The sequence below is a fragment of the Arthrobacter sp. FW305-BF8 genome (genome assembly GCF_021789315.1).
Classification (GTDB): domain Bacteria; phylum Actinomycetota; class Actinomycetes; order Actinomycetales; family Micrococcaceae; genus Arthrobacter.
In genome coordinates, this window is sequence record NZ_CP084561.1 from 432,005 (window position 1) to 447,237 (window position 15,233).

General features: G+C 67.9%; 13 protein-coding genes. 2 read left to right on the top strand and 11 right to left on the bottom strand.

Annotated elements, in window-relative coordinates; translation table 11 throughout:
• Positions 1-19: 19 nt before the first annotated feature.
• Together LFT45_RS01955 and LFT45_RS01960 are read right to left on the bottom strand one after the other, a co-directional pair.
• Positions 20-838 carry a YcnI family copper-binding membrane protein gene (locus LFT45_RS01955; protein WP_236806275.1) on the bottom strand — a complete coding sequence of 273 codons (819 nt, stop codon included), beginning with the start codon at positions 836-838 and terminating at the stop codon, positions 20-22.
• 112 nt (positions 839-950) lie between these two features.
• Positions 951-1,601, bottom strand: a complete 651-nt coding sequence (locus tag LFT45_RS01960; RefSeq protein WP_236806276.1) for a hypothetical protein — start codon at positions 1,599-1,601, stop codon at positions 951-953.
• A gap of 212 nt (positions 1,602-1,813) precedes the next feature.
• Here LFT45_RS01960 and LFT45_RS01965 point away from each other — a divergent pair, with 212 nt between their 5' ends.
• Together LFT45_RS01965 and LFT45_RS01970 are read left to right on the top strand one after the other, a co-directional pair.
• On the top strand, positions 1,814-2,455 hold the full coding sequence (locus LFT45_RS01965; protein ID WP_236806277.1) for a hypothetical protein: 642 nt from the start codon (positions 1,814-1,816) through the stop codon (positions 2,453-2,455).
• Positions 2,456-2,597: 142 nt separating this feature from the next.
• Complete coding sequence (locus LFT45_RS01970) at positions 2,598-3,356, top strand: YcnI family copper-binding membrane protein (RefSeq protein WP_236806278.1); 759 nt, start codon at positions 2,598-2,600, stop codon at positions 3,354-3,356.
• A 156-nt stretch (positions 3,357-3,512) separates the two neighbouring features.
• On the opposite strand, the gene radA is transcribed toward LFT45_RS01970, so the two are convergent.
• The 9 genes from radA to hpaE all read right to left on the bottom strand — a co-directional run bounded on the left by radA (position 3,513) and on the right by hpaE (position 15,198).
• Entirely contained in the window at positions 3,513-4,892 is a 1,380-nt protein-coding gene (gene radA, locus LFT45_RS01975) for a DNA repair protein RadA (protein ID WP_236806279.1), read from the bottom strand.
• A gap of 70 nt (positions 4,893-4,962) precedes the next feature.
• Entirely contained in the window at positions 4,963-6,087 is a 1,125-nt protein-coding gene (locus LFT45_RS01980) for an FUSC family protein (RefSeq protein WP_236806280.1), read from the bottom strand.
• A gap of 158 nt (positions 6,088-6,245) precedes the next feature.
• Positions 6,246-7,655 (bottom strand): aldehyde dehydrogenase family protein, encoded by a 1,410-nt coding sequence (locus tag LFT45_RS01985; protein ID WP_236806281.1) that lies wholly within the window; start codon positions 7,653-7,655, stop codon positions 6,246-6,248.
• A 247-nt stretch (positions 7,656-7,902) separates the two neighbouring features.
• The gene (locus LFT45_RS01990; protein WP_236806282.1) at positions 7,903-9,306 is read right to left on the bottom strand and encodes an MFS transporter; all 1,404 of its coding nucleotides are present in this window, start codon (positions 9,304-9,306) and stop codon (positions 7,903-7,905) included.
• A gap of 33 nt (positions 9,307-9,339) precedes the next feature.
• Positions 9,340-10,845, bottom strand: a complete 1,506-nt coding sequence (locus LFT45_RS01995) for an NAD-dependent succinate-semialdehyde dehydrogenase (RefSeq protein ID WP_236806283.1) — start codon at positions 10,843-10,845, stop codon at positions 9,340-9,342.
• Between the two features lie 95 nt (positions 10,846-10,940).
• On the bottom strand, positions 10,941-11,762 hold the full coding sequence (locus LFT45_RS02000; protein ID WP_236806284.1) for an HpcH/HpaI aldolase family protein: 822 nt from the start codon (positions 11,760-11,762) through the stop codon (positions 10,941-10,943).
• The gene (hpaH, locus tag LFT45_RS02005; RefSeq protein WP_236806285.1) at positions 11,747-12,532 is read right to left on the bottom strand and encodes a 2-oxo-hept-4-ene-1,7-dioate hydratase; all 786 of its coding nucleotides are present in this window, start codon (positions 12,530-12,532) and stop codon (positions 11,747-11,749) included. The genes LFT45_RS02000 and hpaH overlap by 16 nt, the downstream gene beginning before the upstream one ends.
• A 3-nt stretch (positions 12,533-12,535) precedes the next feature.
• A complete protein-coding gene (hpaD, locus tag LFT45_RS02010; protein ID WP_236806286.1) occupies positions 12,536-13,618 on the bottom strand; it encodes a 3,4-dihydroxyphenylacetate 2,3-dioxygenase in 1,083 nt (360 codons plus the stop codon).
• A gap of 65 nt (positions 13,619-13,683) precedes the next feature.
• Positions 13,684-15,198, bottom strand: coding sequence for a 5-carboxymethyl-2-hydroxymuconate semialdehyde dehydrogenase (gene hpaE / locus LFT45_RS02015; RefSeq protein ID WP_236806287.1), 1,515 nt, complete (start codon positions 15,196-15,198; stop codon positions 13,684-13,686).
• Positions 15,199-15,233 lie beyond the last annotated feature (35 nt).

The following is a 15,233-nucleotide window of genomic DNA, read 5'->3' on the forward strand; positions in this document are numbered from 1 at the left end:
TTGGCATTTCTCACAGGGATCAGTTCTGCCGCGGCTTCCGGGTCCGCACCAGGGCCGCCGTCCCGGCGGCCAGGCCGAGCAGGCCTGCTCCGAGGCCGACGATGCCGAACGTGTTGTCGGGTGCGGCCGCGGCCGGGGTGGTGGACGCTGCCGCCGCCGTGTCCGCGGTTGCTGTGTCTGCAGTTGCCGTGTCTGCGGCGGGGGCCGCCGCGGCAGCCGGTGCCGCATGCGAGTGTTCGTCCGCGGCCGCGGTGGTGACGAAGGAGGGGACCGGGTGCTCGGGCTCGGGCTGGCCGGCAGTCTCGGGCTGGTTCCACTTCACCACCGTTCCGTCGGAGTAGGTCTGTGCCGCGGGCAAGGCCACAGTGGTCCCGGCTTCCGGGAGCCGGCCCACCGAGATGGAGAACGTCTGGTACTCATTCGGGCCGAGCTGGTGCGCTGCATCGGCTGTCCAGGTGACCGTGGCGGCTGCCTTGGTGATCTTGGCGCCTTCCACCGTGACGGGTGCGGGCAGGGCCGCTTCCGTGATCTTCGCCGTCCAGCCGTCCATGGGCTTGACCGAGACCGAGGTGAACGGCGTCGCTGTGGGCAGCGTGACGGTGACCTTGGTGGTCTTGGCGGCAGCTGACTCGCTGGGAACCCGGAAGGTCAGCTGCGAGAAGCCGCCGGCCGAGGTAGAGGCGGGGTCCACGCGGACGTGGGCGGATGCTGAGCCCACCCCCAGGACCATGAGGCCGGCCGCCGCCGTGACGACTGTGACGGTTTTCAGGGCAGAAGTTTTCAGGGCAGAAGTTTTCAGTGCAGACGAGTGCGCAGCTCGGTTTGCTGAGGTGGTCATGACAGGGCCTTTCGCGGGTGCTGCCGCGCTCGTGCCGAGGGGCAGCAGGGTGAGGGATGGTCAGGCGGCGTCCCGGCACCCCGCGCAGGCTCGTTGGCCATACGCAGGAAGGTTAAATGGTGCGCGGGAGGGCGGCCAGGGGCGGACCGCGAAGGGTGTCGTGCCGCAGGTTGCGGCGGTCGGCAGCGACGAAGACCGTTGGCCAGGCCGCAGGACGGTGCCTGGCGGGTGTGAACCCGAAGGGCCGGGGGAGCCGCACCAGCGGACGGAGCCACGCCAGGAGCTGCCACAGTGCGGCCTCGCCCCGCCGCAACAGCCAGGCGGTGGCCAGCATGGCGAGGAGGTGGCCTGCCAGCATGGCGGGCGAAGTGGCACCGTTACCCATGGCCATGGTTTCCGCGGCCGCCGTGCAGTTCAGGCCCCCATGCCCGTAGTGCGTCAAACCGCCCGCCGGCGGCGTCAGGCCGCTGGATAACTGGGAAAACGGCAGCTGTGGCAGGCAGGAAGCCCCGGGTGAGAAAGCTGCGAAGGCCGTATGCAATGCCAGCTGGCCTGCGCCGAGCAGCGCGAAAAGGACAGCAAACGACAGCTGCCGCCGCGCGAGCCAGGCGGCCGGGGCCAACAGGACTGCTGCCGTCATGGCAACTGTCCCGATATCCGGAAGCTGCCCGCCACCCAGCACGTGGCCTGCGGCGGCAAGAGAGACCGCCACGGCGGTGACCAGGGCTGCGCGGAAGTGGCGCAGGGGACCTCGGAGTTCCATCGGTGCCTCCCTCCACCAGGCCCGGAGCTGCTGTGACACCCCGACCGTAGACACGGAAGAGTGGGAAAACCTTGGGCCTTGCGCCGGTTAGTTACAAGTTTGGGCGGCCCGGAATGGTGGTTCGGATGATCGGACAAGGCAGCGGCACGGGCGTCCCAGTAGAATTGCTGGGACGCCCGCTGTGCCCGTCCATCTTCCGGAAAGGACCGCTGATGATGCCCTGTGCCTCGTTCCGGCTTTTCCGCACCGGGCTGATCGGTTCGCTCATTATCGGGTTTGCCGCCGGCGGGCACCTTGCGGGCGGCGGCCAGCTTCCCTCAGCGGCCATCCTGGCGGCGCTGTTCGCCGTGACACTCGTTCCCGTCGCCGCACTGACGCGGTTCCGCCTCTCCGCCCCTGCCTTGATGTCATTGCTGGGCGCCGGCCAATTGTGGCTGCACTGGGCTCTCGAGGCGCTGGGCGGTGCGGGTTCGGCCGCACCGGGGTCCGCGGCGCTGATGCCGGGCCATGCCGGCCACGCGGGTGCCTTGCAGCCGGGTGCCATGAGCCCGGACGCGCTGGCCGCCGCAGGGTCGGCAGCCGCCGGAAGCGTCCATCCTGCGGCACCAGACGGCCTCATGTTCGCTGCGCACGCCGTGGCCACCCTGTGCACCGCCGTCCTGCTGGCCCGCGGTGAACGCGTGCTCTCAGCGCTGGCTTCCTGGCTGCAGCCGCTTATCCGGCGACCCGAACCGGCAGTTATCCTTCCCTCCCGCGTCCCCGCGCCTTTTCCAACTCCGGTCATCCTCCCGCGCATTCGCGCCGGCGTGCGCCTGCCCACCCGGCGCGGGCCGCCGGTGCCGTTGGCCGCCTAGGCGGGTTCCTTGCAGAACGGGATGGTCCTTTAGGGACGGTTCCGCTCCAGCCAGGGTCCGACGGCGGCATGCAGCTACCTGCCCGTGTCGCCTTGGTGGCGCATGGGCCCTGACTGATTTTTCTGTGAAAGGCATTACCCTCATGAACACCTCCATCCGCCGTACCCTCAAGACCGCAGCCGCCGCCTCCCTCACGGCCGGGCTCCTCGCCGCCGGTGCCACCGCGGCCTCGGCGCACGTCACGGTTGACCCCTCCGCAACCGCCGAGGGCGGCTTCACCAAACTGACCTTCAGTGTTCCGAACGAATCCGAGACAGCCAAGACCAACCGGCTGGAGGTCAAGCTGCCCACGGACACCCCGCTGACCTCGGTCTCGGTGAAGCCGATGGACGGCTGGAAGGCGCAGGTGGTCACGTCCACCCTGCCCAAGCCGGTGGAAATTGCGGGCGCAACGGTCACCAAGGCCGCGACCAGCGTGATCTGGACCGCCGATGCGGCCCATCAGATCGGGCAGAAGGAATTCCAGACCTTCACTCTGTCCGTCGGCCGGCTCCCGGCAGCCGGCACCACCCTGATGCTGCCCGCGGCCCAGGGCTACACTGACGGCACCACGGTGAACTGGGCCGACGCGGCCGAGGCCGAGCATGACCACGCGTCCGCAAACTCCTCCGCCGCAGCTTCTGCTCCGGCCGCTGAAAAGGAGCACCACCCCGCGCCCTCGTTCGTCGTCACCGCGGCGGAGGCCGCCGATGGTTCCGCATCGGCCACGCCGGCATCGGAAACGCAGGCAGCAGGTTCCAACGGCGGCCAGGCCGCGGGCTGGATCGGGCTGGTAGCGGGTCTTCTTGGCCTCGCCGCAGGCGCCACGGCCCTGGTCCGCACCCGGGCGGTCAAGAAGTAGGCCAAGGGCTGTAACAGCAGCGGCCCGCGCCGTCTCCTGGAGCTGCCAGGGACGGCGCGGGCCGCTTGCGCGCAACTGCGAATTGCGCTGAACTGCGAATTGCCCTGAACGCCGAATTGCGCTGAACGGCGAACAGATGCGCCGGTTGGCTAGCGCTCAGGGCTTGGTGATGAGCAGTTCCAGCACCTCGGTCAGGTGGCCCACTTCCTTCACGTTGAAGCCCGCCGGGACCGGGCCGGGACCGGTGGGGCTGGAGGGGACCACGGCGTGCGTGAATCCCAGCCGATGGGCCTCGTGGATCCGCTGGTTGATGCCCGGGACCGGGCGCACCTCGCCGGCCAGGCCCACCTCGCCGAACGCGATCAGGCGCTGGGGCAGGGGTTTCTTGTGCTTCGCGGACGCCACTGCCAGCGCCACCGCCAAGTCGGTGGCCGGCTCGCTGAGCTTCACGCCGCCCACCGTGGCCACGTAGGAGTCGTCCTTCTGCAGCTGACACCCGGCGCGCTGCTGCAGTACTGCCAGGAGCATGGCCACCCGGGAACTGTCCAGGCCGCTGGTTGCCCGTCGCGGCTGTGAGTTCTGGGTCTCGGCCAGCAGGGACTGCACCTCGGCAAGCAGCGGCCTGCGGCCCTCCATGGTGACGGTGATGCAGGTGCCGGATACCGGGTCCTTGGTGCGGGTGACGAACAGCCCGCTTGGATCGGCGAGGCCCAGGATGCCGTCTTCGGTGAGGTCGAAGCAGCCCACGTCGTCGGTGGGCCCGTAGCGGTTCTTGACCGCCCGGAGCAGGCGGAGGCGGGAGTGGCGCTCGCCCTCGAACTGGCACACGACGTCCACCAGGTGCTCCAGCAGGCGGGGCCCGGCGATGGAGCCATCTTTGGTCACATGTCCCACCAGCAGCGTGGTCATATTCCGGCGTTTGGCCGCCGAAATGATGGAGGCAGCCACCTCGCGGACCTGGGAGACACCGCCGGAGCTGCCCTCCACGTCCGCGCTGCTGAGCGTCTGCACGGAGTCCACCACCAGCAGCTTCGGTTCCACCTTCTCCACCTGGCCGAGCGCCTGGCCAAGATCGGTCTCCGCTGAGAGGTAGAGGGTGTCCGCGATCGCGCTGATCCGCTCCGCCCTCAGCTTCACCTGGGCCGCGGACTCCTCGCCCGTCACATACAGGACGCTCTGCCCGGTGCGGGCGAACTTGGCAGCCACGTCCAGGAGCAGCGTGGACTTTCCGACGCCGGGCTCGCCCGCGAGCAGGATGACGGCGCCGGGAACCACGCCGCCGCCGAGCACGCGGTCCAGTTCGTCCACGCCGGTGGGCAGGTAGGCGGCCGTGGTGGCGTCAATATCGGCAATGGGGCGGGCGGGCTCCAGAACTGTAGTGGCCGCCGTCGTACGCGCCACCGCGGCGCCGGTTTCCTCGACGGTGCCCCACGCCTGGCACTCACCGCACCGGCCCACCCACTTGACCGTGGTCCAGCCGCATTCCGCGCACTTATAGCCCGGCGCCTTGGAAACCCGGAAAGTCTTTGTAGCCATTGCTCCACAGTATCCGTCGGGTCTGACAATATTTGGCCAGCGGGTTTCGGCAAGCTCAACCAGCGGACTTTTACAGCGGGGGCAGGAGGTCGCGCGCCTCGCGGGAATCGATGCCGGTGGCTTCCAGCAGGTCCACCATGAGTGGCCGGAACAGCATCACCACGGTCTCGCCCTCGAGCTTCTGCACCTTCAGCATTCTCGGATGCAACCGCCCGGCGATCTCGCCCAGGTCCTGCCGCGCGCTGCGCAGGTGGGCATGGCGGGCACCCTCCTGCACCTCAGCTAGGCCGAGCGAGAGCTCATCCACGGCCGCCCCTGTCTCCAGCAACACCTCGGCGATTTTCTCCGTGGCTTCGTCGGACAGCGCGGCGTGGTTGATGGAACTGGTGAGCCGGCGTGCAAAAACACGGCTGTTGCGCAGGGCAAGGTCGATGTACTCGAGCGACTGCTCCAGCCGGTCCAGTTCATCCCGGTGGCGCCGGTAGGCGGGCGCCAGCGTGGCCACTTCGCCGGATGCCCGGAGCGAGTGCCGCATGGCATCCACCAGCGGCTGGCTGTTCCGGCCCCGAACCAGGGCATGCCAGGCCCGGGTGGAATCGCTCTCAACCAGGGCTGCAGCGCATTCCCGCAGCACTTCGGCCAGTTCATGGAGCAGCTTCTGGACGTCCTTGCGCGGTTCCCGGCGGGGATCTTTGGGCGCCAGGACGGTGACCAGCAGCGCGACCACGCCGCCCACCACGGCGTCGATGCTGCGGGTGAAGGGCCCGCCGGCAGGCGCCGGCAGCAGCACAACCAGCAGCGACTGCAGTGCCAGCTGGGTGGTGAAGATGTTGCCGCTGTCCAGGAAGCGGGCCAGCAGGATGGACACCAAAAGCACGACGGCGGCCTGCCAGATCCCGGCCCCGAGCCAGTGGAGCAGCATGTCGCCAACAGCAATGCCGATGGTGCAGCCCAGGCCCACCTCCATCACCCTCCGCATGCGCAGGTCGCGAGAGAACCCGAGGGCAATCAGGGCGGATGTGGCGGCGAACAGCGGGCCGGCATGGCCCAGGACGAACTCGGCGAATGCGTAGGCTCCGACGGCACCGAAGGTCATCTGGATCGCGGGGACCAGCGAATTCCGGCTCCGGACCATCCCTGTCCTGATCCGGCCGCGAAGGAAGCGTCTGCTGGCGGAGAGTCCGGTCTGGGGCATGGCTTCAGTCTATGGCGGGAGCTGGTACGGACCGGGAACCAACGGACCGGTTACAAGCCGCTGGGCGCTCCGCCACCGGAACCACAAAGGGAAGGGCCGCCGTCGCGGTTGGCGACGGCGGCCCGTGGGTTCCGGTGGTGCTGGTTAGCCGTTGATGACTAGCCGTTGATGACTTGGGGGACGCCGAGGTGTTTGAGGCCTTCGACGCCGAATTCGAGGCCGTAGCCGGACTGTTTGGCGCCGCCGAAGGGGACGCGGGGGTCCACCGCGCCGTGCTTGTTGATCCAGACGGTGCCGGCTTCAATGCGGGCGGCGACTTCGCGGGCGGCGGTGAGGTTGGGGGACCAGACGGAGGCGCCGAGGCCGACGTCGAGGGCGTTGGCGTACTCGATGGCCTGGTCGATGGTGCTGTAGCGGATGATGGGCAGGGCGGGGCCGAACTGTTCTTCGGCGACGAGGGGGTTGTTGTTGTCGATGTCGGCGATGAGGGTGGTGGGGTAGAAGTAGCCGGGCTGGCCGGGGTCGGGGTTGCCGCCGAGCAGGACCCGGGCGCCGGATGCTTTCGCGGCGTCGACGAGGTTGGCGACGATGTCGTACTGGGCTTTGTTCTGCAGGGGGCCGAGGACGTTGTTTTCGTCCAGGCCGTTCCCCATGGGCATGTTGTTGGCGACGGTGGTGAGTTCTTCGCAGACGGCGTCGTAGATGTCGTCGTGGACGTAGAGGCGTTTCAGGGCGGCGCAGGTCTGGCCGGTGTTGATGAACGCGCCCCAGAAGAGGCCTTCGGCGATGGTTTTGGGGTCGGCGTCCGGCAGCACGATGCCGGCGTCGTTGCCGCCGAGTTCCAGGGTGAGCCGCTTGACCGTGTCCGCGGAGGACCTGATGATCGCCTTCCCTGTAGTGGTGGAACCGGTGAACATCAGCTTCCCGACCGCGGGGTGTTCGGCCAGGCGGGCGCCGACTTCGCGGCCACCGGAAACTACTGACAGCAAGCCTTCGGGCAGCTCCTCGTTGATAACCTTCACCAGCGCCAGGACACCCAGCGGTGTGTACTCGGAGGGTTTGACCACGGCGGCGTTGCCCATCCACAGGGCGGGGGCGATCTGCCAGATGGTGATCATCATGGGCCAGTTCCAGGGGCCGATGGCGCCCACGACGCCGATGGGCCGGTAGTGCAGCTCGGCGTAGGTTTCGCCGTCGTCGACGATCACTTCCGGGTCCAGCGGGGTGCCGGCAGCAGCCCGCAGCCAGGCGGCGCAGGCGCCGACTTCGAAGCGGGCGTTCGGCCCGTTCAGGGGCTTGCCTTGCTCGCGGGAGAGCAGCTGGGCGAGTTCCTCGGCGGAGCGTTCGACGGCGTCGGCCGCCTTGAACAGGGCGGCGGAGCGGGCGTCGTGGCCGAGTGCAGCCCACGCGGGCTGGGCGGCGACGGCCGCGGTGACGGCGGTTTCGAGGTCCGCAACGGTGTGGACCGGCGCCTCGCCGACGACGCCGCCGGTGGCAGGGTCGAAAATGGTCCGGGTCTCGCCGGAGCCGGGGGTGATGGACGCGAGGAGGGCATCGTAGGTTTCCAAGAGGTACTCCACTTCGAGTAGGACAGTGCGCTCAGCCGGTCGGCGAGGCGGGCATGCCTAAGTGTTGTCCGTCCGCAGGGCCGCTGGCTTGTCTTTGGGTGCAGGACCCTTGACTTGGGGCGAACTGCGCACGTCACTGCTCCCCCAGTACCCCCCCAGGGATGAGAGTTCTTGTCCAGATATCGTGGGTTGCTGGGCCTTTTGCGGTCGATATCTGGACAAAAACTCTCTGCTTGCAGGTGCAGGGTTAGACGCCGGCGGACGCCTTGGCGGCGTCGGCTGAATCCGCCCGGCGCCGGTCGAAGATGGTGGCGCCGACCTCCTGCTCGGCCTGGTTGTTGATGCCCAGATCGATGCCTTTGCGTTCCCGGATCACCAGGACCGCGGCCGTTGAAACGAGGGCCACGATCAGCAGGTAAACAGACACCGAGGCCGTTGTTCCGGTGGCCTGGACCAGGGCAGTGGCAATCATCGGAGCAAAGGCGCCGCCGATGATGGCGCCGAGAGCGTAGGAGATCGCGACGCCGGAGAACCTGATGGAGGCGGGGAACAGTTCGCTGTAGAGGGCTGCCTGCGGGCCGTAGGTCAAACCGAGCCCGACGGTGAACAGGGCAAGGCCAAGGAACAGCGCCCAGATGTTCCCGGTGTTCACCAGCCAGAACAGCGGGAACACCGTGAGGATCAGGCAGGCATAGCCGATGAGGTACGTCTTCTTGCGGCCGATGCTGTCCGCCAGGTAGCCGGAGATCAGCGTGAACAAGAACCACAGGGCAGCGGAGCCGGTCACTGCGAGGAGCACCTCAGTGCGGTCCATGGCCAGTCCGGCGGGATTGGCGGCATAGCTGAGGATGTATCCGCCCGTGGTCATGTGGCCCGCGGCGTTGTTGCCCGCGAAGACCAGCGCCGCGATGATGACCAGCAGCCAGTGCTTCTTGAAGAGTTCGACGATCGGAACGCGGGTCTGCTGCTTCTTCTGTGCGATCTCCTCGAAAACCGGGCTTTCCTCCACGCTGCGGCGGACCATGAAGCCGACGACGATCAGGACGAAGCTGAGCAGGAACGGGATGCGCCAGCCCCACTGCACAAAGGCCGCGCCGGGGGAGACCACGCCGGACATCAGGGCCAGGACGCCGGAGGCCAGCAGCATGCCCAGGGGAACGCCCAGTTGGGGGAAGGCACCGAACAGGCCCCGCTTGCCGCGGGGTGCATGCTCGACCGCCATCAGGACCGCGCCGCCCCACTCGCCGCCGGCCGAAATGCCCTGCAGGATGCGCAGGAGCAGCAGCAGGACGGGCGCCACAATGCCGGCCGTCTCGAAGGTCGGCAGCACGCCGATGAGCGTGGTGGCTGCCCCCATCATGATCAGCGTGATGACCAGCATGGCGCGGCGGCACAGCCGGTCCCCGAAGTGTCCGGCCAGGAAGGCACCCAGTGGACGGAACAGGAAGCTGAGTCCCACCGAGGCAAAGGAAATCAGGATGCCAATGTCGTCGCCGGCGGGTTCGAAGAACAGTTTCGCGAAGACCAGGCCCGCGGCGTTGGCGTAGATGAAGAAGTCGTACCACTCGACGGTGGTACCGATGATGGTGGCAAACGCTACTCGGCGGTTATCCCTTGCCGAGGTGCGCTGCGCGTGCTGGACAGTACTCAATGTTTTTCCTTGCTGTGTGGGCACGTCGTTGTGTCAGTTGGCGTAGGGGTCGGCGATGCCGATGTATTGGGTGGTGGTGTATTCGGCGATGCCTTCGGAGCCGCCTTCGCGGCCGAGGCCGGATTGTTTGACGCCGCCGAAGGGTGCCGCGGCGTTGGAGATGACGCCGGCGTTGAAGCCGACCATGCCGAATTCGATCTGTTCGGCCACGCGCAGGAGGCGGTTGAAGTCGCGGCTGTAGAGGTAGGAGGCGAGGCCGTATTCGCTGGCGTTGGCCAGGCGGATGGCGTCTTCTTCGGTGCTGAAGGTGGTGACGGGGGCGACGGGGCCGAAGATTTCCTGGCGGAGGATTTCGGCGTCGTTGGGGACGTTGGCGAGGACGGTGGGCTGGTAGAAGTACCCGGGTCCGCTCACAGGGTCGCCGCCGGTGATGGCGGTGGCTCCGGCGTCGACGGCGGCGCTCACCAGGGCGTGGACGTCGTCGCGGGCGCCGGCATCGATGAGCGGTCCAACCTGCGTGTTGGGTTCGGTGCCGCGGCCGGTGGTCAGGGCGCCCATGGCGGCGGCGAACTTGGCGGTGAACTCGGGCGCGACTGATTCGTGGACGAGGAACCGGTTGGCGGCGGTGCAGGCTTCGCCCATGTTCCGCATTTTGGCTGCCATGGCCCCTTCGACGGCCTTGTCCAGGTCGGCGTCCTCGAACACGATGAAGGGTGCGTTCCCGCCTAGTTCCATGGAGGTGCGCAGGACGTTCTGGGCGGCGTCGGCCATCAGGCGCTTGCCCACCGGGGTGGACCCGGTGAAGGAGACCTTCCGCAGCCGCGGGTCGGCGAGCAGTGGCTCGGAGATCCCGGAGGCGGAGGAGGAGGCGACGACGTTGAGGACGCCGCCGGGCAGGCCGGCGTCGAGCATGGTCTGGGCGAAGTATTGGGCGGTGAGCGGGGTGAGTTTGGCGGGTTTGAGGACCATGGTGCAGCCGGCGGCGATGGCGGGGGCGACCTTGCGGGTGGCCATGGCGAGGGGGAAGTTCCAGGGGGTGATGAGCAGGCACGGGCCGACGGGTTTGTGCTGGACGAGGATCTTGTTCTTGCCCTCGGGGGTGGTGAGGTAGCGGCCGTAGTCGCGGACGGTTTCCTCGGAGAACCAGCGGAGGAACTCGGCGCCGTAGGTGACTTCTCCGCGCGCTTCGGCCAGCGGTTTGCCCATTTCCAGGGTCATCAGGAGGGCGAAGTCCTCGGCCCGTTCGGTGACCAGGTCGAAGGCGCGGCGCAGGATCTCGGCCCGTACCCGGGGTGCGGTGCGGGCCCAGGAGGCCTGGGCGGCGTCGGCCGCGTCGAGTGCGGCGAGGGCGTCTTCGCTGGTGGCCGAGGCGAGGGTGGCGAGTACCTCCCCGGTGGCGGGGTCGTGGACGTCGAACGTGCCGCCGTCGGACGCGTCCCGCCACTGCCCGCCAATGAGAAGGCCGGTGGGCACGGACGCGAGGAGCTGAGCCTCACGTTCGGGGGAGATGGCAGGGGAGAGTACGGGCGAAGCGGTCATGGAAAGTCTCCTCAGTGAGAGCTGGCCCAACTGACTCGCAGTTGTTGTCGTTTTGGGGCGTCAAAACGACAACAAGTGCGAGTCAGTTGGGTGGGTCAGTAGCTGGTGGGGGTGTCGGCGTCGGCTGCCTGGATGTACTCGGCGGCGAGTGCTTCGGAGCCGCGGGCCAGGAGGGCGACGTCGGCGCCCACCAGGATGAAGGCGGCGCCGGCGTCGAGGTAGGCGCGGGCGGTGGCAGGGGCGAAGGCGTTGACACCGGCGGCCTTGCCGGCCGCCTTGGCGGCGGCGAGGCAGTGTTCGACGGCGGCGCGCACCTCGGGGTGCTCCTGCTGGCCGAGCAGGCCCATGGAGGCGGCGAGGTCGGAGGGGCCGACGAAGATGGCGTCCACGCCGTCGATCTTCAGGATGTCCTCCACCGCCTCAACCGCCGCGGTGGATTCGATCTGCACGGTGACGCTGACGGTCTCCGACGCCCGGGCGAGGTAGTCCGGGACCCGGTTCCAGCGGGCCGCGCGGGCCAGCGCGGAGCCGACCCCGCGGACCCCGTGGGGCGGGTAGCGGGTAGCGGCCACCGCGGCCTCCGCCTCGGCCACCGAGTTGACCATCGGGACCAGCAGGTTCTGCACGCCCAGGTCCAGGTACTGCTTGATCAGCACCGTGTCGTTCACCGGCGGCCGGACCAGGGTGTGGACCGGGTAGCCGTGGATCGCCTGGAGCTGGGCCAGGATGGATTCGAGCCCGTTCGGGCTGTGTTCGGCGTCCACCAGCAGCCAGTCCAGGCCGGATCCGGCGCAGAGCTCGGCGATGAGCGGGCTGCCGGAGCAGACCCACATTCCGGCGAGCGGCCTGCCCGCCTTACCGTTTTGATTGTGGAGGGCGTGGCGGAACGTCACAGCGTCTTCTACTCGAAGCGGCATGTGACAGTCCCCAGGGGTCCGTAGTCGGCATGGACGGTGTCGCCCTTGTAGACCCAGAGCGGGCGGGTGAAGGAGCCGGCGAGGATGATGTCGCCGGCCTTCATCGAGTCCCCGTGGGCGGCGATCTTGTTGGCCAGCCAGTGCACGCCGTTGGCCGGGTGGTCGAGGACGCCGGCGGCCACGCCGGTTTCCTCCACGGTCTGGTTCTTGTAGAGGATCGCCGAAACCCAGCGGAGGTCGACGGCGTCCGGCTTCACCGGGCGGCCGCCCACCACCATGGCGCCCATGGCGGCGTTGTCGGAGATGGTGTCCACGATGGTCCGGCCCTCCATCTCGATCCTGGAGTCCAGGATTTCGAGGGCCGGAACCACGTAGTCGGTGGCGTTCAGGACGTCGAAGATGGTGCAGCCGGGACCCTTGAGCCCGTCCTTCAGAACGAACGCCAACTCCACCTCCACCCGCGGATGGGTGTACCGGTCCCACTCCACCGAACAGCCGGTTTCCAGCACCATGTCGTCAAAGATGGCGCCATAGTCCGGTTCGGTGATGCCGGTGGCGGACTGCATGGCCTTGGACGTGAGGCCGATCTTGCGCCCCACCAGGGTCCGTCCGGCGTCCTCGTTGCGGCGCCGCCACAGCTGCTGCACCGCGTAGGAATCCTCCACCGTCATGTCCGGGTAGCGGGCAGTCAGGCGGGGCACAGGGGTGCGGGTCCGGCCGGCTTCCAGCAGCTCGTCCGCAATGGCCTCGATCGTCTTCGCGTCCAGCATCGGTTAGACCTGGGCTCCCAGCTTGAAGCCTTCCACTGCGGCGGAGGTTTCGTCCTTGCGCGTGTAGGAGAACCCGTCGGCGCCCACGGTGACGGCCATTTCGGAGGCGTCGGTGCGTTCGATGACGGGCTGCGGATTGCCGTCCAGGTCCAGGACCAGGGAAGCCTCGGTGTACCAGGACGGGACGACGGGGTTGCCCCACCAGTCGCGGCGCTGGTTGTCGTGGACGTCCCAGGTGACGGTGGGGTTGTCCGGGTCGCCGGTGTAGTAGTCCTGGGTGTAGATCTCGATGCGGTGGCCGTCCGGGTCCAGGATGTAGAGGTAGAACGCGTTGGAGACGCCGTGCCGGCCGGGGCCGCGTTCGATCCGGTCGCTGATGCGAAGGGCGCCCATCTTGTCGCAGATCTGGATGATGTTGTGCTTCTCGTGCGTGGCGAAGGCGACGTGGTGCATGCGCGGGCCGTTGCCGCCGGTGAGGGCGGTGTCGTGGACGGTCTGCTTGCGGTGCATCCACGCGGCGTACGTGACGCCATCGGAGTCCTTGATGTCCTCCGAGACGCGGAAGCCGAGGTCCTCCAGGTAGGCCCGGCCGCGGGGAACGTCCGGGGTGACCTGGTTGAAATGGTCCAGGCGCACCAGTTCACCGGCGGAGTAGAGATCGTAGCGCTGGGTGAGGCGCTCCACGTGCTCGGTCTCGTAGAAGAACTCGTAGGGGAAGCCCAGCGGGTCCTCGACGCGGACGGAGTCGCCGATGCCCTTGGTGAAGCCTTCCTTGCGGCGCTCGGTGCGGCAGCCGAGTTCCTTGTAGTAGGCCTCGGCGGCGTCCACTTCAGCGGGGGACTTCACCCGGTAGGCGAAGGCTGCGACGGCGGCGATGGGTCCCTGGCGGAGCACCAGGTTGTGGTGGATGAACTCCTCCAGGGAACGGAGGTAGATGGTGTTCTCGTCCTCCTCGGTGACGTGCAGGCCGAGGACGCCGACGTAGAACTCGCGGGACTTGGCGAGGTCCGTGACCACGATTTCCATGTAGGCGCAGCGGACGATGTCCGGTGCCGGGACGGTGGGGGTGGGAACGAAGTTGGTCATGATGTTCTCTCTTCTTTGAAAGGGGGTTCGGGAGAAGTACGACGGCGGCCGGCTGGCTTTGCTGCTTAGGCGCCGAATTTGGGGGTGTGAACGGAGCCGAGCGTGATGTGAACGGCCTGCTGGTCGGTGTAGAAGTCGATGGAGCGGTAGCCGCCCTCGTGGCCCAGGCCGGAGGCCTTGACGCCGCCGAACGGCGTGCGGAGGTCGCGGACGTTGTGGCTGTTCAGCCACACCATGCCGGCTTCGACGTTCTGTGAGAAGTTGTGGGCGCGGGTCAGGTTCTGGGTCCAGATGTAGGCCGCCAGGCCGTACTTGGTGTTGTTCGCGAGGGCGAGGGCCTCGTCGTCGTTCTCAAACGGGGTAATGGCGACGACGGGCCCGAAGATTTCCTCCTGGAAGATCCGGGCGTCGGGGGAGACGTCGGCGAAGACGGTGGGGGCGATGTAGTTGCCCTCCGGCAGGCCTTCGGGCCGGCCGCCGCCTGCCAGCAGCCGCCCTTCGGACTTGCCGATCTCCACGTAGGAGGCCACCTTCTCGTAATGCTCCGGGTGCACCAGGGCACCCACCTGGGTCTTGGGGTCGTGGGGGTCGCCGACCACGATGTTCTTGGCGCGGGCGGCGTACTTCTCGCAGAACTCGTCGTAGATGGCGCGTTCCACGAGGATGCGGGAGCCGGCGGTGCAGCGCTCGCCGTTGAGCGAGAAGACACCGAACAGGGCGGAGTCGATCGCGGCGTCCAGGTCGGCGTCGGCGAACACGACGCAGGGGGACTTGCCGCCGAGCTCCATGGAGAGGCCCTTGAGGTTGGCGGCGGCGTTGCGGAAGATCGTCTGGCCGGTGGTGGTCTCGCCGGTGAAGGAGATCAGCGGGACGTCCGGGTGCTTGACCAGGGCGTCCCCGGCTTCCTCGCCGAGGCCGTTGACCAGGTTGAAGACGCCGTCCGGCAGGCCGGCTTCCTTGAAGATGGTGGCCCAGAGCGAGGCGGACAGCGGGGTGAATTCGGCCGGCTTGAGGACCACGGTGTTGCCGGTGGCCAGGGCCGGGGCGAGCTTCCAGGACTCCAGCATGAACGGGGTGTTCCAAGGAGTGATGAGTCCGGCGACGCCGATCGGCTTCCGGTTCACGTAGTTGATCTGTGAACCGGGGACCTTCATGGCGTCGTCGAACTGGGCCACGATCAGGTCCGCGAAGAAGCGGAAGTTCTCCGCCGCACGCAGCGCCTGGCCCTTGGCCTGGGTGATGGGCAGACCCGTGTCGAAGGTTTCCAGCTCGGCGAGGCGGCTTTCCTGGGCTTCGACGGCGTCGGCGATCCGGTTCAGGACCTTGGCGCGTTCACGGGGCTTCATCTTGGGCCACGGGCCGCTGGTGAACGCCTCGCGGGCTGCGGCGACGGCGAGGTCGATGTCTTCCTTCTGGCCTGCCGCGGCGGTGGCGTAGTTCTGGTTGGAGACCGGGTCCAGGACGTCGAAGGTCTTGCCGCCCACGGAATCAACGAACTTGCCGTTGATGAAGTGCTGGATGTGGGTGGGCAGGTTCTCGGGAACGTAGTGCGTGGTGGTTTCCGGAGCAGTGAACGTCATTGTTGTTTTTCCTTACTGTCTAGAGCAACGCGGGG